Source organism: Micromonospora sp. WMMD1102 (genome assembly GCF_029626265.1).
Lineage (GTDB): Bacteria > Actinomycetota > Actinomycetes > Mycobacteriales > Micromonosporaceae > Plantactinospora.
In genome coordinates, this window is record NZ_JARUBN010000001.1 from 507,757 (window position 1) to 533,348 (window position 25,592).

The window sequence follows — 25,592 nt, forward strand, 5'->3', positions numbered from 1 at the left end:
CGCAGGAAGTCCGTGAGGCCCGCCGAAGGCCGGACCGTGGTCCCACGGTCCGGCCTTCGGTCCTCTTGATAATTCCGGCGCAACCGGCACACTTGGTGCGTGATGGCGCCCAGCTGGCTTGACGTACTCGACGAGGTCGTGCGGGTCTCCGGCTCGCACGGTCGGGGCGACCTGACCTCGTGGCTCCGGCGTCGCCGGGCCCAACTGCTGGACCCGAGGCTTCGGGTACTGGTCGTCGGCGAAGCCAAGCAGGGCAAGAGCCAACTCGTGAACGCACTGCTCAACGCCTCGGTCTGCCCGGTCGGCGAGGGAATCAGCACCACCATCCCGACAGTGGTCGGACACGCCCAGACCCCGACCGCCGCCCTGGTCTGGAGCCCGCCACCGGTCGCCGAACAGCCGGCGCGCCGCCCCGCCGACGGCCAGCAGCCCCGGCGGCTGTCCGGCCCGGCGGGGGCACCGGACCGTAGCGGTCCGGTCACCCCGCCCACGCCGCCGCTGGCCGCTACCCGACCCGGTACGGCGGTGCCGAGCCCGGCACACCGGATCGCCGTACCGATCGAGCAGATCGCGGCCCGGATCAGCGGTCGCAGCGGCGGAATCTCCGACCTGCCGGCGGGCCCGGCCGGCACCGGACCGACCGGCGGCGGGCGTACGGTCGGCGGTGCCGGGACCTCGGGACGACGTCCGGGCGGCGGGTTGGAGCACGCCGAGATCGGGATCCCCCGGGCGCTGCTCGCCTCCGGACTCGTGCTCGTGGACACCCCGGGAGCCGACGGCACCGATCCGGGCCGGGCGATCAGTCCGGCCGCCACCCCGAGCCAGGCCGACCTGGTGCTGCTGGTCTCGGACGTGACCCGGGAACTCTCCGTCGCCGAGCTGGACCTGCTGCTGCACATCGCGCGGTCGCACGCCAACCTGGCCGTCGTGCAGAGCAAGATCGACATGGTGCCGCACTGGCGCAGCGTGGTCGAACGCAACCGTCAGCACCTCGCCGACGCGGGCGTGGTGGCGGCGCTGATCCCGGTCTCCGCGACGCTGCGGCTACAGGCGGCCCGGAGCAACGACAAGCAGCTCAACGCCGAGTCGCACTTTCCCGAGCTGATCAGCCGGATCAAGCGCGACCAGGCAGGCAAGGCCGACGCGCTGGCCCGGGCGGCGGTCGCGCTGACCACTCGTACCGTCGTCGAGCAGCTCGCCGCTCCGCTCCGGGCCGAGCTGACGGTCGCCAAGGAGGCCGCCGACGAACACTCCGGTCCGATCTCGAAACTGCACGCCGCCCAGCGCGAGGTCGACGAGCTGCGCCGCTGCTCGGTGCGCTGGCAGAACACCCTCAACGACGAGATGGCCGACCTGATCTCCGACGTCGAGTACGACCTGCGGGACCGTACCCGGCAGATCCTCCGCAAGGTGGACGAGGCGTTCGACAAGGCCGACCCGCTCAACGGCTGGGACACCTTCCAGGAGTGGCTGACCGAGAACCTCACCGACGCGGCCGAGGCGAACTACGCCTGGCTGGCCGAGCGCTGCGGCTGGATCGCCAACCGGGTCGCCAGCCAGTTCGACAGGTACGGCTTCGACGCACTGCCGGGCTGGTCGGTGCGGGTGCCGGAGAACCTCGGCGACCGGATCCAGATCATGGAACAGCCGACCGTGGAGCGGTTCACCCGTACCCAGAAACTCGTCACCGGCCTGCGCGGCTCGTACGGCGGGGTGCTGATGTTCGGCCTGGCCACCACGCTGGCCGGGATGCCGCTGATCAACCCGATCTCGCTCGGCGCCGGTGCGCTGTTCGGCGGTAAGAGTGTCCGCGACGAGGGGAAGTCGCTGCTCAAACGTCGGCAGGCGGCGGTCAAGACGGCGACCCAGCGGCACGTCGACGACTTCTTCCTCCGGCTCAGCAAGGACTGCAAGGACACCGCCCGGCAGGTGCAGCGGATGCTCCGGGACCACTTCGCCGCGCTGACCGAGGAGTTGCAGGAGGGCATCGTCCGGTCGTTCCGGACCGCCAAGCAGGCCGCCGAAGCCGACGCGGCCGAACGCGACCAGCGGCAGCGCCGGCTCGCCCTGGAGATGAAGCGGCTCGCCGACCTCTACGAGAAGGCACAGGTGCTGGCCGGCGCGCAGCCCGTCGGCACCTCCGCCCCGATCGGCACACCCACCCCGATCGGCCCGGTCGGCCCGGAAGCCGGCTCATGAGTCGGGTGGGGCGGCTGGACGAGGCAGCCTGGGGGCTCGTGCACGAGGCGCTGGAGGTCTACGGCAACGATCCGCGGGCCGTCGAGCAGTTGCACCGGCAGTTCACCCGGTTCGAGGAGCCGCTGCGGATCGCCGTCGCCGGTCCCTGGCGCTCCGGCAAGTCGACGCTTGTCAACGCCGTGATGGGCGAGGCGGTCGCGCCGGTCGAGGTGGCCGACGGCCGCCAGGTCTTCACCTGGTACGAGGACGGCCCCGAACCCCGGGTCACCGCGTACCCGGCCAACGGTGCGCCCCGGGACCTGGCGGTGACCCGTACCTCGAGTGGGATGCGGGTGGATCTCGGCGGCGGGCGGTGGGACCAGGTCGACGACATCGTGGTGCAGTGGCCGACGAGGGCGCTGCGGCACGCCGTACTCATCGACACCCCGGCGGCCGCGTCGGGTGTCGAGGCGCGGACGGCCAGCCCCGGAAGCCGGGACGGAAGCGGGCGGCCGGCGATCGGTGCGGGTCCGACCGCAGGTGGGGACGCCCAACTGGTCGGTGGTGCCGGTGCGGCGGCCACGGTGCAGCGGATCGTCCGGGAGGCGGATGCCGTGCTGTACCTGAGCCGGGACGGCAGCGGTGACGACCTGCCGGCGTTCCAGGCGGCCCAGTCGGGCTCGGTGGCCCGGGCCGCGCCGGTGAACGTACTCCTGGTGTTGTCCAGAGTGGACGAGCTGGCCGGCGGCCGGGTCGACGCGCTGCTCACCGCCCGGCAACTCGCCCGCCGGCACCGCCGCGACCCCCGGGTCAGCGCGCGCTGCCTGAGCGTGGTCGCGGTCGGCGGGCTGGTCGCGCTCGCCGGCCGGATGCTCAGCGAGTCCGAGTACGCCGCGTTGGCCGCGCTCGCCGGGCTACCCCGGGCGGAGACCGACCGGCTGCTGCTCTCCACCGACCGGTTCCTCGCCGCCGACTTCCCGATCCCGCTGGACCTGGAGACCCGGCGCCGGCTGCTCGACCGGCTCGGCATCTTCGGGGTACGCCTGTCGACCACCCTGGTCCGGACCGGCTCCGACAGCCGGGCCCGGCTCGCCGCCGAACTGGTCCGGCGCAGCGGCCTGACCGAGCTGCGCGAGTCGATGACCAGGTATTTCGTGGACCGTGCCCCGGTGTTCAAGGCCCGTGCGGTGCTGATGGCGCTGGAGTCGCTGCTCCGCTCGGAGCCCCGGCCGGGCGCGGCCGAGCTGCTGGCCCGGCTGGAGCAGGTACTCGCCGGTGCGCACGAGTTCCGCGAGCTGCGGCTCTCGGCGGCGCTGCTCGGCGGCCAGTTGCGGTTCGACCCGGAGTTGTCGGCCGAGGCGCAGCGGCTGATCGGCGGGGACGGGGCGAGCCTGGCCGCCCGGCTCGGTGTCGAGCACGACGCCACCGGCGACGAGTTGTGGGCCCGCGGCTCGACGGCGGTACGCCGCTGGCAGGACCTGGCCGAGGATCCGCTGCGCGGCGTCGACCAGCGCCGTGCCGCCCGCGTCGTGGTGCGTAGCTGCGAGGGCATCCTCGCCGAACTCTCCTGACCGCCGCGCCACCCCGCCCCGCCCCGCCACCCCTGCTCGCCGTCGCTCGCCCTCGCGTGCCCTCGCTGGCGAGATCGCGCTCTTTCCCGGAAGGAGTGGCCTCCGCCGGTCGTGCGAGGACTCTTTCCCGGAACGAGCGCGATCCTGCCGCGCGCTGGCACCCCTCCGTACCGGCGCCGTCAGGCGTGTATGGGATGAGGGGGTGGGTGTGAACGGTGAGGAGTCCTTCCGCGCGTACGTCGGAGCGCGGCTGGCGGCGCTGTCCCGGGTGGCGTACCTGCTCACCGGCGACCGGCATCTCGCGGAGGATCTCGTCCAGTCGGCGCTGCTGAAGGTGGCCGGACACTGGGAGCGGGTGGTGGCCTCCGGCGACCCGGAGGCGTATGTCCGGCGGGTCCTCTACCACCAGCACGTGTCGTGGTGGCGGCGCCGGCGTCCGGTTGCGATCCCGCACGCCGACGTCCCGGACCGGGCGGCGCCGGACGACACCGGCCAACTCGACACCTCCATCGTGATCCGCCGGGCGCTGTCCCGGCTCGCGCCACGGCAGCGGGCCGCGCTGGTGCTGCGCTATTTCGAGGACCTGACCGAGGTGCAGACCGCCGAGGTGCTCGGCTGCTCGGTCGGCACGGTCAAGAGCCAGGTGCGGGACGGGTTGGCCCGGCTGCGCGCCGTCGCACCGGAGCTGCGCGACCTTGACGGCGTCCGCGACCTCGACGGCGTCCGCGACCTTGACGGCGTCCGCGACCTCGACGGCGTCCGGGCGCCGGGCCAGACGCCTGGAGCCGGGCCAGCACTTCAGGTGCCGGCGGGGGAGAGGAGCGTCGACAATGGATGAGCGGGTACGTGGCGTGCTGACCGCGTACGCCGACGAGATGGCGCCGGTCCGGCTGCCGGACGACCTGTGGCGTCGGGGTCGTCGGCGGCGGCGGGTCCGGCTCGCCACCGCGGCCGGTGTCGCCACCGTGCTGCTGGCCGGTGCGGTGCTGTCGCCGTCGCTGCTCGCCGGATCGTCGTCGGGGACCGTGGGCGACGGCTCGGCGACGGCCGATCCTGCGATCCCCGGCCGGGTGGAGGTGCCGTGGCTGTGGCAGGCCACGGCACGGCAGTGGGCACCCGGCCCGGCGACGGTCATGTTCTTCACCGGCGCGACCCGCTACTTCGAGGACACCGGGGTGGTGGTGGGGCGGGGCGGCGCCTACCGGCTGGTGTACCTCGACGTCGGGGAGAGCCGGGGGGTGCTCTCCCCGGACGGTCGGTACTACGCGCGATTCGGCCCTGCCCTGCTCGACCTGGCCACCGGCGACGAACGCCAGCTCGGCCGCGCCTCCGGCTCCGGCTCCGATTCCCGCTCCTCGTCCGCGTCCGGCAGGGGCCTCACCCCGCTGGCCTGGTCGCCGGACGGGCGCTGGCTCGTCTGCGGCCGGAACAACGACGACGAGGGCATCTCGTACGGGCCGGACGGGCAGCAGTTGAACGATCCGGACCACCCCGACGACCTCGTCGCCGTGGACACCACCACCGGGGAGTTCCGCGACCTGGTCAAGGGCGGCCAGCTGGCGTACGGCGCGGCGGCGTACTCCCCGGACGGCGCCTCGGTGGCGGTCGCCAGCCAACACGCGGTCGACGGGGAGCAGCGGCTCGCGGTGCTCGACGCGGCCACCGGACGGGAACGGTGGAGCCTGGACCTCGGCCACCGGCAGTTGGGCGGCACGGGAGCATGGAGCCCGGACGGCAGGCGGCTGGCGATTCTCGCGGTCGACGGCTGCACCAGTTTCTGCGACGAGAGCGGACTCGCGGCGCAGCGTTGGCGGATCGAGTTCCTCGACGCCGGTACGGGTGCGAGCGCCGGGGCCCCGATCGCCCTGCCGGGCCGGCCGGGCGAGGTGCTCGGCTGGCGGGCCGGGGTCGAGCCGGTGCTGTCGTACACCCCCGCCGCCGAGATGACGTCCCGGCGCACGGTGCTGGTGGCGGTGAACCGGAACAGCGAGCTGGAGCTGCTTGTCGACGCGGCCGACGAGGTCACCGGGATGGCGGTACCCCGGCAGCTGGTCGAGGCGGGGCGCTTCGGCGGTCCGTCCCCGGGCCCGTCCCCGTTCGCAGCCCAGTGGTGGGCACTGCTGGCGGTCGGGCTGGTCCTCGCCCCGATGCTGGGCTGGCTCGTCCGGTGCTGCCGGCGGCTCGTCGGCCGGCGAAGAATCCGTCGGCGCGCGGCGCCCGGGTGAGAGCTTCGGTCCGGCCTGTCCGGCCGAGCCGTTGCCCCCGGGCGGTTCACCCCCGGGGCGGTTCGCTCACATCCGGTCCGGGGCGGCGATGCCGAGCAGGTGCAGCCCGTGCCGGAGTACCCGGGCGGTGAGGTCGCAGAGGACGAGCCGGCTGTCCCGGACGGCCGGCTCGGCGCGGAGCACCGGGCAGTGTTCGAAGAAGCCGCTGAACGCGACCGCTACCGCGTGGAGGTGGGCGGCGAGACGGTGGAGTTCGAGCGTCTCCGCCACGGTGTCGACGACCGTCGGGAAGGCGAGCAGTTCGAGTACCAGGGCCCGTTCGGCGGGCGCGACGACCGAGACGGGTACGCCGGCCGGGGCTGGCTGGCCGGCCCGCCGGAAGATGGACCTGATCCGTGCGTGCGCGTACTGGAGGTACGGGGCGGTGTTGCCGGAAAGGGCGAGCATCCGGTCCCAGTCGAAGACGTAGTCCCTGGTCCGGTCGGCGGAGAGGTCGGCGTACTTGACCGCGCCGACGCCGATCGCCCGGCCCAGTGCGGCGGCGGTCGCCGGGTCCAGGTCCGGGTTCTTCTGCCGGGCCAGCGCCGCCGCCCGGTCGACCGCCTCGTCCAGCAGCTCGACCAGCTTCACGGAGTCACCGGACCGGCTGGCCAGTTTCCGGCCGTCCGGCCCGAGCACCAGCCCGAAGCCGACGTGCTCGGCCCGGGCCGGCGGGTGTAGCCAGCCGGCCTGCCGGGCAACCGCGTACACCATCTCGAAGTGTTGCCGCTGCGGCAGGCCCACGACGTAGAGCAGCCGGGTGGCGCCGAGTTCCCCGATCCGGTGGCGGAGCGCGGCGAGGTCGGTGGCGGCATACCCGTAACCGCCGTCCCGTTTGCGCACGATCAGCGGGACCGGCTCGCCGTCCCGGCCGGGGAAGCCGGCCGGGAAGGCGCAGGCCGCCTCGCCGCTGTCGACGAGCAGGCCGAGCCGGTCGAGTTCGTCGGTGACCGGGCCGAGCATCGGGTTGTAGTGGCTCTCGCCGACGAAGTCGGCCCGGGTCAGCAGCACGTCGAGCCGGTCGTAGACGGCCAGGAAGTACGATTCCGACTCGGCGACCAGCAGTCGCCAGAGCCGCAGCGTCGCCTCGTCGCCGCCCTGGAGGGCGACCACCCGCCGCCGGGCGCGTTCCCGGAACGTCCCGTCGGCGTCGAACTTCGCCCGCGCTCCCTTGTAGAACGAGTCCAGGTCGCCGATGGAGGGTTCGGCCACCGCCGCCGACTCGCCGAGGTCGACCAGGTGCTCGATCAGCATCCCGAACGGGGTGCCCCAGTCGCCGAGGTGGTTGGCCCGGACGACCCGGTGCCCGAGCCAGTCGAGCAGCCGGGCGACGGCGTCGCCGATGATGGTGGACCTGAGGTGGCCGACGTGCATCTCCTTGGCCACGTTCGGCGCCGAGTAGTCGACCACCACGGTTTCCGGGGTGGGGCTGACGGGCACGCCGAGGCGGGGGTCGGCGGCCATCGCCGACACCAGGTCGCCGAGCAGGCGGTCGGAGACGGTGAGGTTGACGAACCCCGGGCCGGAGACGGTGACCGCCGAGCAGAGGTCGGCCAGCGCGGCCCGCTCGACCACCTCGGCGGCGATCTCCCGGGGTGGCCGGCCGAGCCGGCGGGCCAGTGACAGCGCCGCCTCGGCCTGGAAGTCCGCGTGCCGCGAGCGCCGGACCACCGGATCCACCGGGTCGTCGGCGGCGACGGCGGCGAACGACCGTGCCAGCCGGTCGCTGAGCAGGCTTTCGAGATTCATCCGGGTACGCCTTCCTCGCTCCGGTCCGTTGTCCGGACCACACGTGCCGGGAGCGGATCGATCGCGTACGGCGGCACCGGCGGATCGATTCCGCCGGTGGTGACAGGACTGGCCACGGCGCCAGGGTATCCGGAAGTTGGGCTCCGGGGTGTACGGGTTTCTGCATGCCGGACGTCGGCATCCGGGGATGTCGCAGTCCTCGGATGCGTCCGCTCAGCCGGTGGCAGGGGCTCCTGCGGTGCCGAACCACCTGGCCAGCGCGACGTCGAGCGTCTGCTGATCGTCGCCGACCCAGGCGACGTGCCCGTCCGGCCGGAGCAGCATCGCCGGTACGTCCGACGCGTCGCAGCCGTCCGCGATGCCCGCGCCATCCGTGGCCTCCAGAACGTGGTCGACCCGGTCGGTCCAGCCGTCGACCGAGAGCCGTCCGGTCTGGTCGAGCAGCAGCCCGTTGCCGGTGCGCATCAGCTCGTACAGGCGCCCGCCGCTCAGCCGGATGTCGCGCAGTCGCCGACCGAGCAGGGGATGGCCGGTGCCGAAGTCGTACCGGACGCCGATTGCCGTGACCTTCTCGACCAGGAACCGGTTGACGTCGTCGAGGTCCATCAACTGCGCCAGCAGTCGCCGAACCGCCCGTGGTCCGGGCTCGTCGACGGTCAGGTGCATCTGGGCGCGGGTGTTGTCGAGCACGTCGGCGGCGACCGGATGGCGCTCGCGCTCGTAGCTGTCCAGCAGGTCCTCCGGCGCCCAGCCGTGGACGGCCGCCGCCAGCTTCCAGCCGAGGTTGAACGCGTCCTGGATGCCGAGATTGAGCCCCTGTCCACCCAGCGGCGGGTGGACGTGCGCGGCGTCCCCGGCCAGGAGCACCCGGCCGACCCGGTAGCGCTCGGCCTGCCGGGTCGCGTCGCCGAAGCGGGACAGCCAGCGGGGGGAGTGCACGCCGAAGTCGGTGCCGGCGTACCTGCGCAGTTGTCGGCTGAACTCCTCGATCGTCGGCGGCACCGAGCGGTCTTCGGCAACGTTCTCCGCCGGTACGACCGCCCGGAACACTCCTGGCTTGCCCGACGGCCCGATCCCGAACCGTTTCTCGGTCCTGCGCACCTCGATCGTCACCGCGGCGATGTCGTCCGGGGAGGCTGTCACCTCCATCTCGCCCAGCAGCGTGTCGATTTTCGACGGCTCACCGGGGAATCCGATCCCGAGCAGTTTCCGAACCGTGCTGCGCCCACCGTCGCAGCCGACGACGAACCGTGCCCGCAACGGCGTCACGGATCCGTTTTCCAGGAGTTCGTTCGCCACGAGGACGGTCACGCTGTCGTCGTTCTGTTCGAGTCCGACCACCGGCGCGCCGCGCCGGATCTCGGCGCCGACTTCGGCGGCATGCTCGGCGAGCAGCCGGTCGGTGAGCGTCTGCGGGATGCCGAGAACGTAACCGTGTGCGGTGTCCAGCCCGGCGGGCGCGGGCTTCTCGATGCCGGCGAAGAATCCTCGGACGGCGCCGGGGACGATCGGGTGCTGTTTGCCGCTGTCGAGGAATCGCCGCAACAGGCCCCGCTGGTCCAGTATCTCGATACTGCGTACGTGCAGCCCGAGGGACCGCACGAACGGCGGCGGCTCGGTCTCCTTCTCCAGCACGAGCACGTCGACGCCGTGCAGTCGCAATTCGCTCGCCAGCATCATGCCGGTCGGGCCACCGCCGACGACGATGACATCGAACATGGAATCCCCCCGGTTGCCGCTTGTTGTCTTCGGCCGACGATTGTGCGCCACGACGGGGGTCTTGCCGCAAGTCCGGGGGTGCGGTATATGTTGGTAGTGGCAGGGATTTCCCTGTGTGCGGCTACGGATTGGCGACCGGCTACGGATTGGCGACGCCGCGATACACGGCCAGTGCCACGCCGAATCCCAGGAAGTGACTGCTGAGGAGCAAGGTCGCCCCGAGCGCGAAACCCAACTTGCCGGCGTGGGCCGCCAGCGGCGGCTTCGATGCGAAGGCGGTCATCGAGGCCCTGACCGGGCCCCAGCAGTAGGGCCACGCGGTGCCGATCAGCGCCAGTGTGACGAGCGTGATCGTGTTGCTCAGGTTGCTCTCGAAGTCCAGGAAGGTCGTCGGCTGGACGGCCGGGTCCTCCACCGGCCGATCGCCCATCATGCTCGCCATGCGCAGGCCCAGCAGCGTACCCAGGATCGCGCCGATGGCGGCGCGGTTTCCGACCGCCGACACGAACCGTTTCGTCGGCTCGGACTGCCTCGTCACGATCAGGCAGTAGGCCACGAGGTTCAGCGTCGAGAACGAGAGAAACGCTATGACCGCCAGGCCGGCCGCGACCACGTAACGCGCCGGGCCGGCAATGGTGGTGGGGTCGGCGACGTACCTGGGAGCCAGCCAGCCTGCTGCGATGAGCCCCGAAATCAGGAGCACCGCCAACACCGGCCCGGGTTGCGCGACCTTTTCCATTATGAGGTTGTACTGCGACGCCTCGGCTGCGCCCGGCCTGCTTCCTGTCGAACGGCGAGGGTCGCTTTCCGTCGCACGGGCACGGTCGGATGGTGTCGTGCGGCGGTTCGGCTGTGGTGGCGGGCCCGGGTCGACGCGCGCGACCATTTCCTCCGTCTGCCCGCGCCTGTTGCGCCGTCGGGTCCGCTGCTTACCCATCCGCCCTCATCTCGGTGCCTGCCGTCACTCGCCGATAGTCACTCCCCCCGGAATGCCGTCAGCGTACAACCGCGGTTCAACCGTCGACCGAACTGGAACATTCGGTTGTGCATAATGGAGTTCGGTCATGACTCGCCTGTGCGGGGTTGGCGTGTGCTGCCGTGGAAAGGAGTGCTTGCCGCGAGATTCGGGGCGCTCGGCGTACGGTTCGGGCCGGAGTGCTTCGGGGACGTTGCGGTGGGCCGATTCCTGATAGCCTCCGTCGATGCTTTGGGCAGTGCGCCGCCGCGTTACGCCGTCGACGGCGAGTCAGCGCCGGGCGCGGTTCGACGAAATCGACGCCGAGTTGTCCGCATTGACCGGTGGGTCTGGTCCGCCGCACAACGAGGCCGGCGCCATCGGCTGGGGCAGCTCCTGGCGGATGCACAGTTATCTGGTGATGGCCGAGGCCACCGGCGATCCGGAATATCTGCACCGGCTCGCCCGGACCGTCGACGGCGTGCTCGACGTCCGGGACTCGGTTCGCGGGGTGCGGGACTTCCGGGGGCGTAGCCTGCCGGTCTGGGGGTCGGCGGGCAGGTACACGGTGGTCACCGCGACCGTGCCGGACCTGCGGGGCGATCCGGCGCTGGAGGTGCGGATCTGTCCGCCGCACGCGTTCCGGGCCACCGTCGTCGTCACGCCCGACGCCGACGGCACCTTCACCCTCACCGTGCGGCGGGCCGACCCGGGTCGGCCGGAGACCGTGCTGCGCGGGCTCGACCTGGACCCGGCCGGCGCGCGCCGGGCCGACCTGGTCGCCTACCGGCAGTACACCTGGCAGGACGGCACGACCGTGCGCCTGCTACCCGGACCCGAGTCGGCCGGCGCCGCCGGGACCGCCGGGGCTGCCGACGCCGCTCGCCGGCAGCCCCGGCCGGGCAGTTACCGGGTCCAGCCGGCCCGGGTGGTGCTGGCGGCGCAGACCGGCATGATCACGTTTCCGATGGCCGGGCTCGCCCGGCTGGCCCGGGAACGGCCCGATCTCGTGCCGGCCGGGATCGTCGCCCGGGTCGACGACTACCTGACGGCGGTGCACGAGGCGCTGGCCGTGCACGAGGAGCAGTGGCGGCTCTCCGCCGAGGGCGAGGGCTACTACACCTGGCTGCCGGACGAGCCGGTGTCGTTCGCCGGGGCAGAACTGCCGACCAACGAGTTTCTCGCGGTCGGTCGGACGCTTGTCGAGCTGGCGGCGGTGACCGGAGACCGGGAGTACGTCGACCGGGCCGTCGCGATGGCCCGGACCCTGCGTGCGCAACTACGGGTCGAGGGCGGCGCCTTCACCTGGCCGTACTGGCCGTCGTTCGGGCACGTCTACCGGGGCTGGCAGCCGACCGGGGATCCGGAGACCGACGTGTCGCGCTTCCGTCCCGGCTACCGGGCGGTGCCCCGGCCCGAGGACGTCACCCACGTGCTCATCGACCTCGACTTCGCCCGCCTCTACCATGCGACTCCGGCGTTGCCCCCGGTCTTCACCGACGACGACATGCGGCTGCTGGCCGGCACCTTCCTGCGGAACGTCTTCCGACGGCGCCGGGGCCGTCCGGAGGTGCGCCGCGACGTCAGCGGCAGCGGCCCGACCGGCGAGATCAGGCACCAGTCGCACGTCGGGGGCTGGATCTTCCTCCGCCAGTGGGCGGGACCGGTGGCCGACGCGGTGGCCGAGGTGGAACACCGGCGCACCCCGGTCAGCCCGCAGGACGTCGACGCCTACTGCGCCGCCCTGCTGGCCCGCTGGGGCTGAGCAGGTGAAAATCGTCTATTTCGGACAGCGCGTCGGTGTCGGTGCGACAGGTGTTGCGGGCAATCGTGTTACGGGCGTCGGGTGACCTCGTCGACGAAGGCCCGCCAGGCTGCCGGGGCGAAGGCCAGTACCGGTCCGGTCGTGTCCTTGCTGTCCCGTACGGCCACGACCTCGGACAGGTTGCGGGCCACCTCGACGCAGTCCCCGCCATTCGGGCTGCTGCGCGTGCTCTTGTGCCACTGGGCGCCGCTCAGGTTCATAGCTGCTCCATCACTTCCCTGATCAGGTCGGCTGACTGCTCTACAGTCAGCGCGCCGCCGCGAATGGCGTCCCAGGCCCGACGCAACCGCAGCACCTCGGCGGGCTGCTCGACCACCTGCCCATGCAGCTGGTTGTCGAGATAGCCCACGTCCACGTTGGTCGGCAGGGTCGCCAGCACGAACGGCCCGCTGAGCCCAAGGTACGCCCCGACACTGCTCGGTACTACCTGTATCTGCACGAGGGGAGTCGCGCTCAGTTTGAGCAGGTGGGCCAACTGGTCCCGCATCACCTCGCGCCCGCCGACGACCCGCCGGATCACGCACTCGTCGACGACGGCGATGACCTGCGGCGGGTCGTCCCGGGTCAGGATGGACTGCCGGTCGAGCCGTTCGGCGACCTTCTGCTGCAACTGCTCGTCGGTGAGCAGCCCGACCCTGAGCACCGCGCGCGCGTACGCCTCGGTCTGGAGCAGGCCCGGCAGGACCGCGTTCTGGAAGGACCGCAGGGCGACCGCCTCGCGTTCCTGGTCGATCCACTCGCGCAGCCAGGTCGGGGTGCCGAGCGCGGTGACCAGGCGTTCGTACACCCCGCCCGTCTTCAGGGCCCGGTCGGCACCGGCGATGAAGGCCATCGTCAGGGCCCGGGTCCGTTTCTCGACGGCGCTGACGTGTGAGGCGGAGAAGTTCGCCACCCGCCCGAACGCCTCCTGCGTCGTTCCGGTGGTCTGCCTGCCCTGGCGGATCTCGGAAACGATGAATGCGGCAAGTGGTTCCGGTACGTCGGTCATCAGGATTCCCCAGGAGATAGATCAATTATTCACGGCTCTCCACCGGCCATTCACGCACTGCCTGAATCTGTCAGCCGCGCCCACCAGCGGATAAGCAGTTCCCAGCGTAGGGCCTGTGCGTCCAAGGTGGAACCGACACCTTCGGCGGGTCTACCGCACCCGCCACCGGTGATCGGAAAACGCAATTTCCACGGATGGGAGGGCCGGATGATGTTCGGTCGCGGAACGAAGAAAAACCGTCATCGCCGGGACTGGCGGCGGCTCTGGCGGTACTGCCGGTGCGGCTTTCGCTGGCGTTGCCCGGACTCGGTCGACCCGGTGCCGATGCCGTACGCGCCGACGGTGCCGCCGTTGACCGGGACGGCGTACCGGACAGCCCGCCGCGGCGCGGCGACGCCGACAGCGCAGCCGGACGCTCCACCCTCGCCGGCCCGGTTCCGGGCGGTCAACCGCGGCCCCGGCTTGGACGCACCGACCCGCTCGTTCCAGGCGAACGGCCGGCCCGGGGCGCTGACCCCGGCCCAGACCGCGCGCTCCCGGCAGCGGCAGCAGGTGTGAGCCGTGATCGGGCCGCAGGAACGCTGGTACCGGCACATGCGGCGCAACCCGCGACGCTATCCGACGGGCCGGCACCTGCCGGCCCAGGCGTACCGGTGCCAGAGCTGCTCCGACCCGTGGCCGTGCGCGCCGGCCCGACTCGCCCTGCTGATCGGCTTCCGGGGTGACCGGGTGGGCCTGCTGATGTACCTCGCCGCACACCTCACCCGCGCCCTGGAAGCACTACCCGACACACACCCGGCCCTGGTCGCCAGCCAGATCCTCTACTGGGTCCCCCGTCGCCACTGAGATCGGGGACGGGACGGCTCAGTCGTGCGGGCGCAGCGAGCCGTCGGTGATCTCGCCCGGCCGGGCGGAGCTGATCGCGGGCTCCGGCACGGCGAGCGGGCCGTTGCCGGTGCGGGCGTCCCCGATCGTGTCGAGGAGGTTCTTCAGCGCCTGCTCGACCTTCCGCTCCTCCTCGACCATGTCGCCGTCCATCTTGATCATCGCCTCGGAGACCTTGACCGCGACCTCCTGGGCGGTCGGGGCGCTCAGCTCGTTGGTCTTCGGCGGGTCCGGAACCAGGCCCTGGGACAGGGTGCTGCCGGCGATCAGCACCGCACCGGCGATCGCCCAGCCGGCCGGGCCGAGGGTCAGGCCGGTACCGATCGAGATGCCGACCAGGGTGCCCCAGGTGAAGCTCTTCGGATCCTTGCCGTTGTTGAGCGTCTGCACCGCCTGGATCGACTTGTCGAGCAGCTCGATGATGCCCTTGCGGTAGCGGATGTAGAGGATCTTGTTGCATTCGAGCTGTTCGCGCACCACCTTGGCGACGGCCGCCTGGTTGATCGACGCGGTCTGCAACGGGCTGACGAAGTTGTCGATGAAGTTGACCTGGAGGTCGCCCTGCCACTGGCTCATGTCGGTGCGGACGTCGTTGATCCGGGACAGCGCCGAGTTGGCCCCGCTGAAGTTGCCCGCGTCGTCCTGGCTGCCGCCGAAGGAGCTCTCGATCGTACGCAGCGAGGCGATCATCGGGTTGGTGGCGTCCGGATCGGGCTCCAGGTACTTCTCGAAGGCCGGCTCGACCCACTCGTAGTACTCGTTGCGGACGGTGTTCCGGTATCCCTCGATCTCCTCCGGCGGGATCGGCGAGTGCGGGGACTCGGGGTGCGTCTGCGCCCATTCGAGGTCCACGGCCTTGCGCCAGGACTCGATGTCGTCCAGGGTCTGCCGGATCAGCTCCTGCTTGAGCTGCGACGCCTTCTCCCGGACCGTGCCCTTGTACGTCCCGCCGGCGAGGTCTGCCGGCGTGTCAACTTGGCTGCTCACTGCTGACGCTCCTTCAACTGCCCCCCGTTCGGGGCGTCGGCTTGCGGATCCAGGTCTGTGCGGTTGTCGTCCCCGCCCGGTCAGCCCTGGTAGGGCTCGCCGGGGTGGTCGTCGGCGCCCTCGGCGGGCGGGTTCGACGCCGGGTCGTTCGGGTCGTGGTTCGTCGGGTCCGCCAGGTACTGCGACAGGGCGTCGGCACTGGCCATGTCGGCGTCGACGTACGCCTGGCGGGCCATCCGGAGCGCCTCGGCCGCGTTCAGGACCGTCCCGCCGGTCTGGGTGTACATCCGTTGCATCTCGTCCCGCAGCGCGCCCCAGGCCGCCGCTCCGGCGCTGGACATGATGGTGCCGCCCGGCCCGGTCGGGGTGTTGGCCCGGAACCCGCCGCCGTCGTCACCGGTCGCGCCGCCGAGGCTGCGGCTGGCGTCGTAGTAGACGTCCGCGATTCGGGGCAGGTGTACGTCGGACACCCGCCAGAGGTGGTACAGGTCACCACCGACGATCTCTGCCATCAAGGGCTCCTTTGGCTGTTTCGCTGTGGAATTCGGGTATTGCGCGGACGCCCGGAGGGGTCCCGGCTCAGCGGGATCGTCGCCTGACCAGCCAGCCGACGACGACGATCACGACGAGGACGGCGCCGGCCGCGAACGGCCACCACGGCACCGACGAGTCGCCGTCCGGAGTCTCCGGGTTCGGTGCGGACAAGCGGAACGAGTACACCCGGTGTCCGGCGTTGTCGACGAGATAGCCGACGCCGGAGGCGCCCACGGCGACCGGACCGACCACCGGGCTGCCGGCCGCGTCGAGGGTGGCGACGGTGCCGAGTGCGGCGCCGTCGCCGAGTCGCAGCAGTGTCCGGGCCGACTGGTCGAGGGCGTAGACCTGGTCACCGGCGGCGCTGACGGCGGCGACGTTGTTCATCGGCGGCTCCGGCGGCGGCCAGTTCCCCGCCTCGGAAAGCTCCCACCGTGCGCCGTCGGGCTGGTCCGGCAGCGTGACCGTGCCGAGCTTGCCGCCGGCCAGCCGGTGCAGCACGAGCCCGTCGGCGATCCAGAGGTCACCGCTGCCGTCCACGGCGAGACTTCCGGGGCTCGGCACCGGGATCGTGGTGGCCTCCCCGCCCGCGGCGACGAGCTGGCTGTTCCCGTTCCCCGCCACCGTGTCGATGGTGCCGTCGGGCGTCACCGCCCGGACCCGGTGGTTGCGGACGTCCCCGACGTAGACGGTGCCGTCGGGTGCGACGGCCAGACCGCCGAGCTGGCCGAAGGAGGCCCGAGCCGCCGGGCCCCCGTCGCCGACCGGACCCGGTACGCCGGTGCCGGCGACCACCGACAGCCGGCCGTCCGGAGCGAGCCGGAACACCCGGGCCAGGCCGGTGTCCGCGATGTAGAGCGTGTCGTCGCGACCGACCGCCAGGCTCTGCGGCAGCGCCAGGTCCACCTCCGTGCCGGACGTACCGTCGGTCACCTCCGTGCCGGGCGTGCCGGCCCGGCCGCTGCCGGCGACGGTCGAGATGGTGCCGTCCGGGGCTACCTTCCGGACCCGGCGGTTGCCGGCGTCGCTGAGGTAGACGGAGCCGTCGGCGGCCACCGCCACCCCGCCGGGACGGTCGAGCGCCGCCGCCGAGGCCGGACCGCCGTCCCCGGTCGCCCCGGCAGTTCCGGTACCGGCGAACACGTCGAGATCGACCGCCTCGCCGTACGCCGGAGGGGGCGGGACCAGAGCGGCCCCGATCACGAGCGCGGCGAGCGGCACGGCGACCCGGCGTGGTGAAAGCATGGACCTTTGTCTACCACAGCACACCGAGTGGTCGAATCCTCGTGCGTGGAAGGTTTATGGTTGCGCCGCCACACGCTTCCATCGAGCCGCCACACGCTTCCCATCGAAAGGAGCGAGATGCCCCACATCGGCGAGTACCTCGACAACATGGTTGTCACGGTGGACTCTCCCGACGAGCGCATCCGGGCACGCGTCTCCAACTATCACGACGTGGAGATCACCTTCGCGCCCGGCGCCTTCGACAGGTACGACGAGGAGCAGCTCGGCCACCAGCTCGGCCGGCTGGGGCTGACCACCTGGGTGGCGTACCACCGAGCCCGCTCCGAGGCGTACCGGCTGTCCCAGGGGCTCAGCTCCGACGAACTCGCCGACGCCGAGCGGCCCAGCGACGACCCGTACCGGCGGCAGTACGAAGTGGAGCTGAACGCCATCGAGGGCGAGGGTGTCTCGACCGGTGGTGCGGTGCGGGTCCGCACCTACGGGCTGATGCAGTGGAACGTCGACATCGAGCCGGGCAGCATCCGGCGACTCGGCGAGACGGCCTTCCTGGCCGAGCTGCACTCCGCGATGAAATCGCTGCTCAGTGACCGGGAAATGAAGATCATCGGCCTGAAGTCGGAGTACTTCGACATCGGCATTCCCCGGCAGTGGCGGGAGCTGATGACCGAGCTGCGGACCCGCAACCGGAACCGCCGCTGAGCCGCGCCGGTATGGGGAAGCTCGACAACCAGTGGAAATGGTGGCAACGGCTCGCCGGTGCCGCCTTTGTCGTAGCCGCAGCAGCATTCTTCGGCTTCCTCGCTCTCGGTTCCGAACAGCGGCTAGACCGCACGGACAAGCTGGCCAGCGTCGGTAGCCTGGTACTGACAGCCGTGGGCCTCGGCGTCAGCGTTGCGGCCATGCGGTTCAGCCGGCGACCGGCGAACGTGTCCACCGACCCGTCGGCCATGCTGAGCGCTGCGGCCGAGGATCTTGCCCGTCTTGTCGGACGCCAGTGGGAACGGGAGGCGGCGATCCGCCTGCTGCGCCCGGCGGCGCTACGAGTCCGTTGGTCGTCAACTACGCGTCGCGTCGGGCCGTCGGCCGCGGAGATCCTTGGTCCCGGTGTGGTCGCGGGGCGGCCGGTACGCCTTCGGTTGCATGGTGACGTGACCGCGATAGTGGCGGCCTTCCGGCAACTTCCCGCGCGGCAGCTGGTGGTCATCGGCGGACCGGGGGCTGGTAAGTCGGCGCTTGCGGTCCTGCTTACGGTTGGGTTGTGTCGAGAGTGGATACCGGGGGAACCGGTGCCGGTTCTGCTCAACCCCGCCTCCTGGAACCCGCGCCGTCAACATTTTGACGATTGGCTGGCCGATTGCCTCGTTGAGCAGTATCAATTTCTGCGCGCGCAGGACCGATACGGCTTGAATTCGGCGATGCGGCTGGTAGATCAGGGTCGGGTCCTTCCTGTCTTGGATGGACTGGATGAGATGCCCGTTGGCGTGCACGTCTCCGCTGTCAGGGCGCTGACAGACGCGGTGGGGCCGAGTCGTCCCCTTGTAGTGACCTGCCGAGCTGATGAATACGAGGCTGCAGTAGATGCGATTGGCAATCCATTGGGACGTGCGGCGGTGGTCGAGATCGAGCCGGTCACCGCTGGCGATGCGATGGAGTACCTGCCAACGGGGCAACCCGAGGGCCCACGTAGGTGGGCGTCGGTGCTCGCAGAATTGAAGGAGCATCCCGGAGGGGCGTTGGCCCAGACGCTGTCGACTCCCTTGATGGTGTACCTCGCGCGAACGGCCTACGCGTCTCCCAGCGCCGATCCGTCTGATTTGATCGGCCACTCCGACGTAGCCGTCATCGAAACTCGTCTGCTGAACGCCTACCTGCCGGCCATCTACCGGCAGGAACCAGCTTGGAGAAAAAATGCCGCACGCGTGCCGCTGTCCGCGTATCCGCTTGAGAAATCCGAGCGTTGGTTGTCGTTCCTTGCCTCGCATCTGGAGCGCCAGGGCAACGCTGACCTCGCTTGGTGGAGGCTCATCCGTGCGGTCCCCCACTACAAGCCAGCTTTGGGTTTGATCTTTGGTTCAGGAATGGGACTCGGTTTCGGGATTGGGATAGGGCTGGTCTTCGATGGGTCACAGGGAGTTCTGGCGTGGCTTGGCTTCACGCTTGGCTTTGCGCTCCCGGCGGGGCTGTGGTTTTCTGACGGCTCACCGAGCCGCGTGCGATTCCGGCTGTGGCGACTGCTGTTCAGCCTATTTGCCGGCCTCGTCGTGGGATACTTACATGGGCTGACATCGGGGCTCAGTCTGCGGGTCAGTCTGCTTATCGGACTCGGGTTCGCGCTCGGATCCGGCTTGTTGTTCGGGTTCGGGGCCAAGGCCACGGAGACGGAACTCTTCGGCCCGCACTCGACGCTTCGTGATGACCGAACCGTCTTTCTGGCGATTGGGCTTGTGGGCGGGGTGATAGTGGGTCTTGCATACGGGAGCGGAATGGCTGCTCTTCCAGTGCCGTTACCTGGGCCGGCCGCAGTGCTCATGTTGGGCCTGTTCTCCGGCGTCGGGCTCGGACTGGCGCCCCGACTGCTGTTTGACCGAATATCCCGCCACATAGGTGTCGTTGGGCTCCGTCCCGGCACCGGGAGTGCATGGGTGCGATTCGTCATAGCCCGATCGTGGCTTGCCGCGCGCGGGAAGCTTCCCTGGTCTTTGATGCGTTTTTTGAGGGACGCTCATGCACGGGGGGTGCTACGACAGGTCGGAGCTGTCTATCAGTTCCGACACTCCCGGCTTCAGGAGCATCTGGACCGGACAGGGCAGCTCACACCCCAGCCGGCAACTCCGCGCCGGCTGGTTCGGCGCCGGCCGGCGGTCGGGCGCGGCGGCGGATCAGCTCGGCGGCCAGCAGCGCCACGCCGGCCGAGGCGATCTCGCTGACCGTGCAGATCAGCCGGCTGACCAGCACCACGGCCCCGGCGGTGGGCAGCGGCAGCAGTCCGGTCAGTGCCACCATCAGGATGCCCTCGCGCACCCCGATGCCGTCGGGGACGAAGACCACGAAACTGCCGACCACGGCAGCCAGCCCGAACGCGCCGACGCAGACCGGGAACGAGGCTGCCGGCGGGGCGCCGGCAGCGACCGCCACCAGCCAGAACTGGAGGCCGGCGACCAGCCAGGAGACCGCCTGGGCCGCGATCGCGTACCGCAGGTCGCGGTGCCCGGCCGGTGCGGGTGCGGGCCGGCGCAGCAGCCGGGCCAGCGCCGCCGCCCAGCGGTTGGCCAGCTCGGGCCGGACCGCGCAGGCCAGCACCGGCAGCGCGGCCAGCAGCAGCCAGCCACCCCGCCCGCCGAGCACGCTCGGCGCGGCGATCAGCCCGACGGTGAGCCCGGTCAGCGACATCACCGCGATGTTCAGCACGTAGACCGTGGCCATCCGGGCCGGGGTCACCCCGGCGGTCCGACCCATCCTGATGTTGGCGATCAGTGCCCAGAACCGGCCCGGCACGAACTTCGTGATCATGCCGACGAAGAAGATCCGGGCGGCGGTCCAGACCCCGACCGGCGAGCCGAGGCCGGCGAGCAGGTGGCGCCAGGAGAGCATCCCGAGCACCAGCCCCACCGAGTTGACCAGCAGGGCGAGCCCGAGCAGGCCCAACTCGCCCGCCCCGGTCAGGTCGCGTACGGCGGCCCAGTCCGCGTCGCGCAGCGCGATCGCGATGCCGACCACCAGGGCGACTCCGAAGAGTACGGTGGCGACCCGGCGCAGCACGCCGAGGCGTACCCGGAGGGTGTCGGCGGTCATCGGAGGGCTCCCGGCGCGACCCGGGCGGGTGCGGCGGAGCCGGCCGTCCGCCAGCGCCACGGTGCGGCCAGCAACCGGAGCAGTCCGACCCCGGTGCCGCACACCGTCGCGGCGGTCAGCAGGAAGTGCAGCCCGGCGAAACGGCCGGCGAAGCGGACGCCCCGGACCCGGCGGACGAAGCCGAGCAGGTCCCGGTTCGCGGCCAGAAACGCGGCGGCGGCCAGCACCGGCAGGCCGAGCAGCGCCAGCGACAGCGCGGGCAGACCGAGCAGCGGCAACGGGGCGCCGGAATCGAGCAGCGGGGACGCCGCACCCGTGCCGGGCAACAGCAGTGCCAGCAGCGGCAGCGGCAGGCTGGCCAGGGTGGCCGCGCAGCTCAGCACCGCCGCCGGGCCGAGCGCGTCGGTGCGGGCGGTGGCCACCCCGGCCCGCCCGCCCCGGCGCAGGCCCCGGGCCAGGTTGACCGCGAAGAGGGTGGCCCGGCGGTACTGCTCGCGCAGCAGCGGCCGGAGCCGGTCCACGTCGTCGTGCCGGCCGACCATTTCGGCGCTCATCAGGATCCGGGTCCCGGCCGGCAGCCGGGTGCCGAACTCGACGTCCTCGCCGTCCCGCAGCCCCTCGTCGAAGCCGCCGACCCGGTCGAAGACCTCCCGCCGGACGGCGGTGAGCGCGAAGAGCGTCACCGTGACCGGCCCGGCGGCCCGGCGTCGCCAGAAATGCTCGTAGAGCGTCTTGTACTCCTCGACCGGTCCGTCGGCGAAGAGCGGCTCCCGGTCGTAGATGCCCTGCACCAGCGCGCACTCCGGGTCACCGGCCAGCACCCGCAGCGCGGAACGCAGCGCGTCCGGGGCGAGCGCGATGTCCGAGTCGACGAAGAAGAGCACGTCGCCCCGGCTGGCCGCGGCGCCGGTGTTCCGGGCCGCCGACACGCCCCGGTTGACCGGCGCGACGATCAGCCGGCAGGGATAGCGGCGGGCGATCGCGGCCGAGTCGTCGGAGCTGGCGTCGTCCACCACGATCACCTCCAGCGGCGGGTGCGACTGGGCGTAGACGGCGTCCAGGCAGGCGGCGAGGGTCTTCGCCGAGTGGTAGCTGGGGACGACCACCGAGACCGTGCCGGCACTCGTGTCCAGCGCGCTCGTGTCCGGCGCGTTCCTGTCCACTGCGTTCGTGTCCGGCGCGTTCGTGTCCACTGCGTTCGTGTCCATCGCGTTCGTGTCCACTGCGTTCGGGCCTTTCGATCGGGACGCCGGGCGGTCCGTCGAGCGAGACGCTAGGCGGGCGACCTGGGCCGGGCCGGGTAGTCGGGCTGGAGGAAACCCCTAGCGCGCACCGTCACCGGCGGCGACGGTCGGTAGTCGGGGAGGACTCCACCATCGGCGGCTAGCGTCCGCGACCATGACTGGAACCAGGACCGGAATCAGCGGTACGGCCTCCGGGCCACTCACCGTCTCCGTGGTCGTACCCTGCTACAACGCGGCGCGGACCCTGCGCGCCTGCCTGCGGTCGGTACTGGCGCAGACGTACCGGCCGGTGGAGGTGCTCCTCGTCGACGACGGCAGCACCGACGAGTCCCGGGAGATCGCGGCCGAACTCGGCTGCCAGGTGCTGCGCCAACCGGAGAACCGGGGCGTCTCGGCAGCCCGCAACGCCGGGGTCGCCGCCACCAGGGGCGAGGTGGTCTTCTTCCTCGACTCCGACGTGGCCCTCGCCCCGGACGCCCTCGGCAACGCCGTCGACATCCTGGCGACGAACCCGACGGTCGGCGCGGTGCACGGGACGTACGACACCGAGCCGCTTGTCGACGACGGGCCGGTGGAGCGGTACCGCATCCTGCACGCGGTGCACTGGCGGCGGCGGCACGTCGGCGAGGTGCGTACCGTCATCTTCGCGCTGGCGGCGCTGCGCCGGAACGTACTCCGGGCGGTCGGTCCGCTGCACGAGGGGCTGCGCGACTGCGAGGACGTGGAGTACAGCAGCCGGCTGGCCCGGCACACCCGGGTGGTACTCACCGGCTCCGTGGTCGGCCGGCACGACGACGGCAGCCGGCTCTGGCCGATCCTGACCGAGCAGTGGCGCCGGGCCGTTCCGTTGGTCCCGCTGGCCCTGGCCGCCGGCCGGACCGACGGCGTACGCCTGGAGCGGGCCAACCACCCGCTCGGGGTGCTCGCCGCCGCGCTGCTGCTGGGCAGCCTGCCGCTCGCCGCCCTCGCCCCGCTGCTCGCCCCGGCGTACGCGGGCTGGCTGGCGGTCCTGCCGGCGGTGCTGGCGCTGGCGTTCTGCGTGGCCGACCCGGCGCTGCCCCGCTTCGTGTACGCCCAGCGCGGCCCGCGGTTCACCGCCTTCTTCCTCGGCGTGCACCTGCTGGTGCACCTGGTGCTGGTGGCCGGGATGGCGGTCGGTGCGCTGCGCTGGCTGGTCCGGCCCCGGCACCTCGCCCGGCCCGCCCCGGCGACCGTCTCGGGCCGGGCCTGATGCTGCCCGACCTCGACACCTCCCGCCCACCGTCGGCCACCCCGCCGCCCGGCCCCGCCGGCACGGCGCCGGCTGGTGCCGCGCCGGGCGTGGGTGGTGCTGGGCGGTGGTGTCTCGGTACCCGGCTGCTGGTCGGCGGCGGGCTCGGCTGGGCGGTGCTCCTGCTGCTGCACGCGCTCCTGAGTGGACGGTGGTGGTTCTGGCTGCTGGTCGAGACCGTCCCGCCGATCCTGCTGCTGGTGGTGCCGCTGGTGCTGCTCGGCGCGGTGCCGCTGGCCGCCCGGCCGGTGCGCGCGCCGATGCTGGTGCTGTTGGTCGCCACCCTGCTGTTCGGCGCACCCCGGTCCGGGCTGACCCCGGCCGCGCCACTGCCCGATCCGGCGACCCCGCCGGACGCCGTCCGGGTCTTCTCCTGGAACCCGGAGTACTGGGACCAGGACGACGACCCGGACCGGTTCTACGCCTACCTGAGGGCGCAGCGGGCCGACGTCTACCTGTTGCAGGAGTACCTGCACTACACCGACCGCCCGGTACGCATCGACGCGCTGGACCGGCTGCGGGCCGAGTTCCCCGGCTATCAGGTGGTGGTCGGCAGTGAACTTGTCACCCTCTCCCGGCTGCCGGTGCTGGCCAGCCGGACGGTCGACGCCAGCGGCTGGCTCTCGGCCGCCGACGGCAGCACCCCGCCGCCCGGCACGGACTGGCCGGAGTACTGGACCAGCAAGACGCTCCGGACCGACGTGCGGGTCGGTGCCGCGGTGGTGTCGTTCTACAACGTGCACCTGGCGGTCCAGGTGGAGATCGACCGCAGCCCGTTGCGGGCCGACTTCTACGAATTCGTCCGCAGCCAATTCAACCGCCGGGACGCCCACCTGCGCGCCCTGCACGCCGACCTGGCCGCGAACCCGCACCGGGTACTGCTCAGCGGCGACCTGAACTCGACAAGCCTCATGCGCGACCTGCGGCGGATCGGCGCCGGGCTGCGCCGGCACGACCCGACCGCCGGCTCCCCGCTGCCGGCGAGCTGGCCGACCCGGGGCGTACCGCTGCCCCGGCTGTGGCGGCTCGACTGGACCTTCAGCCGGGGCGCGCTGACCGTGCACGAGTACCGGCTGACCGGCGACGACGGGCTCTCCGACCACAGTGCACAGCAGCTGGCGATCTCCGTGCACTGATCCCGACTCCCTCACCCATGACACACATTGGAGGTCACGATGAAGCATTTCGACCTGACCGTCGTGCTCACCTACTACACCCCGTACCTCAGCGGGCTGACCGAGGTCGCCCGGGTGGTCGCCGAGGGGCTGGCCGCCCGGGGCTGGCGGGTGGCGGTCGTCGCCTCCCAACACGACCCGGCACTGCCCCGGCACGAGGTACGCAACGGGGTGGAGGTGTTCCGGGCCCCGGTGCTGGCCCGGGTGGGCCGTGGGGTGATCTGCCCCGGCTTCCCCACCCTGGCCGGCCGGATCGCCCGGGACTCGGCGGTGGTCAACCTGCACCTGCCGATGCTGGAGGCCGGCCTGGTGGCCCGGCTGGCCGGCGACACCCCGATCGTCTGCAACCACCACGACGACGTGTGGGTGCCGGGCGGCCTGGTCGCGCGGGCCCAGATCGACCTCGTGGAACGCTCGGTCCGGGCCGCGCTGCGCCGCTCGGTCGGCGTGCTGGTGAACAACGTGGACCACGCCCAGCACTCCCGGCACTGGCCGGTGATGCGGGACCGGACCGTGCACGCGGTGCCGCCGCCCTGCGTACACCGGCCGCCGGGTCGGCCCTCGTTCCGGGGCTCGTCCGGGCTGCACGTCGGCTTCCTCGGCCGCATCGCCGCGGAGAAGGGGCTGACCCACCTGGTCGACGGGTTCCGGCTGATCGGCGACCCGGAGGCGAGGCTGCTGGTCGCCGGTGACCACAGCTCGGTGGCCGGCGGCAGCGTGATCGGCGAGCTGCGGGCCCGCGCCGCCGGGGACCGCCGGATCCGCTTCCTCGGCCGGCTCACCGACGCCGAGATCAGCGACCTGTACGCCTCGATCGACGTATTCGCGCTGACCTCGGTGGCCGAGGAGTCCTTCGGCATCGTGCAGGCCGAGGCGATGATCTCCGGTGTGCCGTCGGTCGCCAGCGACCTGCCCGGGATGCGGGTACCGGTCCAGCTCACCGGCTTCGGCGAGCTGGTGCCGCCCCGTGATCCGGCGGCCATCGCCGAGGCCCTGGTGCGGGTGGGCGCGACCTCGGCGGCGGACCGGGTCGAGGGAGCCCGCCGGGCGGAGGCCCGGTTCGGGGTGACTGTCTCGGTCGACGCGTACGAGGAGGCGTTCCGGGCCGCCGCCGGCGACCGCCTCCGGGTCGCCGCCCTGCGCGCCACCGCCTGACGACCGCAACCGGCCGGCCCCCCGGGGCCGGCCGGTCCACGCCCGAAGCCGCCGCC

The 25,592-nt window shown here is 71.9% G+C and carries 22 protein-coding genes; 12 read left to right on the forward strand and 10 right to left on the reverse strand.

What is annotated here, in order from left to right:
* Positions 1-102: 102 nt before the first annotated feature.
* From O7626_RS02530 to O7626_RS02545, 4 genes are all read left to right on the forward strand, one after another.
* A complete protein-coding gene (locus O7626_RS02530; protein ID WP_278066036.1) occupies positions 103-2,199 on the forward strand; it encodes a dynamin family protein in 2,097 nt (698 codons plus the stop codon).
* Complete coding sequence (locus O7626_RS02535) at positions 2,196-3,749, forward strand: hypothetical protein (protein WP_278058840.1); 1,554 nt, start codon at positions 2,196-2,198, stop codon at positions 3,747-3,749. The genes O7626_RS02530 and O7626_RS02535 overlap by 4 nt, the downstream gene beginning before the upstream one ends.
* A gap of 202 nt (positions 3,750-3,951) precedes the next feature.
* Complete coding sequence (locus O7626_RS02540; protein WP_347404740.1) at positions 3,952-4,587, forward strand: SigE family RNA polymerase sigma factor; 636 nt, start codon at positions 3,952-3,954, stop codon at positions 4,585-4,587.
* Positions 4,580-5,974: a hypothetical protein gene (locus O7626_RS02545; protein ID WP_278058841.1), complete on the forward strand. Its 1,395-nt coding sequence runs from the start codon at positions 4,580-4,582 to the stop codon at positions 5,972-5,974. Before O7626_RS02540 ends, O7626_RS02545 begins: the two co-directional genes overlap by 8 nt.
* Positions 5,975-6,040: 66 nt before the next feature.
* Here O7626_RS02545 and argS read toward each other — a convergent pair whose 3' ends face one another.
* The 3 genes from argS to O7626_RS02560 all read right to left on the reverse strand — a co-directional run bounded on the left by argS (position 6,041) and on the right by O7626_RS02560 (position 10,220).
* Positions 6,041-7,762: an arginine--tRNA ligase gene (gene argS / locus O7626_RS02550; protein WP_278058842.1), complete on the reverse strand. Its 1,722-nt coding sequence runs from the start codon at positions 7,760-7,762 to the stop codon at positions 6,041-6,043.
* 213 nt (positions 7,763-7,975) lie between these two features.
* Entirely contained in the window at positions 7,976-9,481 is a 1,506-nt protein-coding gene (rox, locus tag O7626_RS02555) for a rifampin monooxygenase (protein ID WP_278058843.1), read from the reverse strand.
* Between the two features lie 139 nt (positions 9,482-9,620).
* Complete coding sequence (locus O7626_RS02560; RefSeq protein ID WP_278058844.1) at positions 9,621-10,220, reverse strand: hypothetical protein; 600 nt, start codon at positions 10,218-10,220, stop codon at positions 9,621-9,623.
* Between the two features lie 463 nt (positions 10,221-10,683).
* On the opposite strand from O7626_RS02560, the gene O7626_RS02565 reads away from it, so the two are divergent.
* Positions 10,684-12,201, forward strand: coding sequence for a hypothetical protein (locus tag O7626_RS02565; protein WP_278058845.1), 1,518 nt, complete (start codon positions 10,684-10,686; stop codon positions 12,199-12,201).
* A 68-nt stretch (positions 12,202-12,269) separates the two neighbouring features.
* On the opposite strand, the gene O7626_RS02570 is transcribed toward O7626_RS02565, so the two are convergent.
* On the reverse strand, positions 12,270-12,461 hold the full coding sequence (locus O7626_RS02570) for a DUF397 domain-containing protein (RefSeq protein WP_278058846.1): 192 nt from the start codon (positions 12,459-12,461) through the stop codon (positions 12,270-12,272).
* Positions 12,458-13,249 carry a DUF5753 domain-containing protein gene (locus O7626_RS02575; protein ID WP_278058847.1) on the reverse strand — a complete coding sequence of 264 codons (792 nt, stop codon included), beginning with the start codon at positions 13,247-13,249 and terminating at the stop codon, positions 12,458-12,460. The genes O7626_RS02570 and O7626_RS02575 overlap by 4 nt, the downstream gene beginning before the upstream one ends.
* A 207-nt stretch (positions 13,250-13,456) precedes the next feature.
* On the opposite strand from O7626_RS02575, the gene O7626_RS02580 reads away from it, so the two are divergent.
* Together O7626_RS02580 and O7626_RS02585 are read left to right on the forward strand one after the other, a co-directional pair.
* A complete protein-coding gene (locus O7626_RS02580; protein ID WP_278058848.1) occupies positions 13,457-13,807 on the forward strand; it encodes a hypothetical protein in 351 nt (116 codons plus the stop codon).
* 3 nt (positions 13,808-13,810) lie between these two features.
* The gene (locus O7626_RS02585; protein ID WP_278058849.1) at positions 13,811-14,095 is read left to right on the forward strand and encodes a flavin reductase; all 285 of its coding nucleotides are present in this window, start codon (positions 13,811-13,813) and stop codon (positions 14,093-14,095) included.
* 18 nt (positions 14,096-14,113) lie between these two features.
* Here O7626_RS02585 and O7626_RS02590 read toward each other — a convergent pair whose 3' ends face one another.
* The 3 genes from O7626_RS02590 to O7626_RS02600 all read right to left on the reverse strand — a co-directional run bounded on the left by O7626_RS02590 (position 14,114) and on the right by O7626_RS02600 (position 16,900).
* A complete protein-coding gene (locus tag O7626_RS02590) occupies positions 14,114-15,121 on the reverse strand; it encodes a hypothetical protein (RefSeq protein WP_278058850.1) in 1,008 nt (335 codons plus the stop codon).
* Between the two features lie 80 nt (positions 15,122-15,201).
* The gene (locus O7626_RS02595; RefSeq protein ID WP_278058851.1) at positions 15,202-15,633 is read right to left on the reverse strand and encodes a type VII secretion target; all 432 of its coding nucleotides are present in this window, start codon (positions 15,631-15,633) and stop codon (positions 15,202-15,204) included.
* Positions 15,634-15,700: 67 nt separating this feature from the next.
* Positions 15,701-16,900: a hypothetical protein gene (locus tag O7626_RS02600; RefSeq protein ID WP_278058853.1), complete on the reverse strand. Its 1,200-nt coding sequence runs from the start codon at positions 16,898-16,900 to the stop codon at positions 15,701-15,703.
* A gap of 117 nt (positions 16,901-17,017) precedes the next feature.
* Here O7626_RS02600 and O7626_RS02605 point away from each other — a divergent pair, with 117 nt between their 5' ends.
* Positions 17,018-17,599: a hypothetical protein gene (locus O7626_RS02605; RefSeq protein WP_278058855.1), complete on the forward strand. Its 582-nt coding sequence runs from the start codon at positions 17,018-17,020 to the stop codon at positions 17,597-17,599.
* A gap of 11 nt (positions 17,600-17,610) precedes the next feature.
* On the forward strand, positions 17,611-19,827 hold the full coding sequence (locus tag O7626_RS02610) for an NACHT domain-containing protein (RefSeq protein WP_278058857.1): 2,217 nt from the start codon (positions 17,611-17,613) through the stop codon (positions 19,825-19,827).
* Here the strand turns inward: O7626_RS02610 and O7626_RS02615 are convergent.
* Together O7626_RS02615 and O7626_RS02620 are read right to left on the reverse strand one after the other, a co-directional pair.
* Complete coding sequence (locus O7626_RS02615; protein ID WP_278058859.1) at positions 19,712-20,692, reverse strand: lysylphosphatidylglycerol synthase domain-containing protein; 981 nt, start codon at positions 20,690-20,692, stop codon at positions 19,712-19,714. The two genes, O7626_RS02610 and O7626_RS02615, sit on opposite strands and share 116 nt — an antisense overlap.
* Positions 20,689-21,900: a glycosyltransferase family 2 protein gene (locus O7626_RS02620; protein ID WP_278058861.1), complete on the reverse strand. Its 1,212-nt coding sequence runs from the start codon at positions 21,898-21,900 to the stop codon at positions 20,689-20,691. Before O7626_RS02620 ends, O7626_RS02615 begins: the two co-directional genes overlap by 4 nt.
* 190 nt (positions 21,901-22,090) lie before the next feature.
* Here O7626_RS02620 and O7626_RS02625 point away from each other — a divergent pair, with 190 nt between their 5' ends.
* From O7626_RS02625 to O7626_RS02635, 3 genes are read left to right on the forward strand one after another with little or no spacing between them, the layout of a single operon-like run.
* On the forward strand, positions 22,091-23,167 hold the full coding sequence (locus O7626_RS02625) for a glycosyltransferase family 2 protein (protein WP_278058863.1): 1,077 nt from the start codon (positions 22,091-22,093) through the stop codon (positions 23,165-23,167).
* Positions 23,167-24,342: an endonuclease/exonuclease/phosphatase family protein gene (locus O7626_RS02630; RefSeq protein WP_278058865.1), complete on the forward strand. Its 1,176-nt coding sequence runs from the start codon at positions 23,167-23,169 to the stop codon at positions 24,340-24,342. The genes O7626_RS02625 and O7626_RS02630 overlap by 1 nt, the downstream gene beginning before the upstream one ends.
* Before the next feature lie 39 nt (positions 24,343-24,381).
* Positions 24,382-25,536 carry a glycosyltransferase family 4 protein gene (locus tag O7626_RS02635; protein WP_278058866.1) on the forward strand — a complete coding sequence of 385 codons (1,155 nt, stop codon included), beginning with the start codon at positions 24,382-24,384 and terminating at the stop codon, positions 25,534-25,536.
* Positions 25,537-25,592 lie beyond the last annotated feature (56 nt).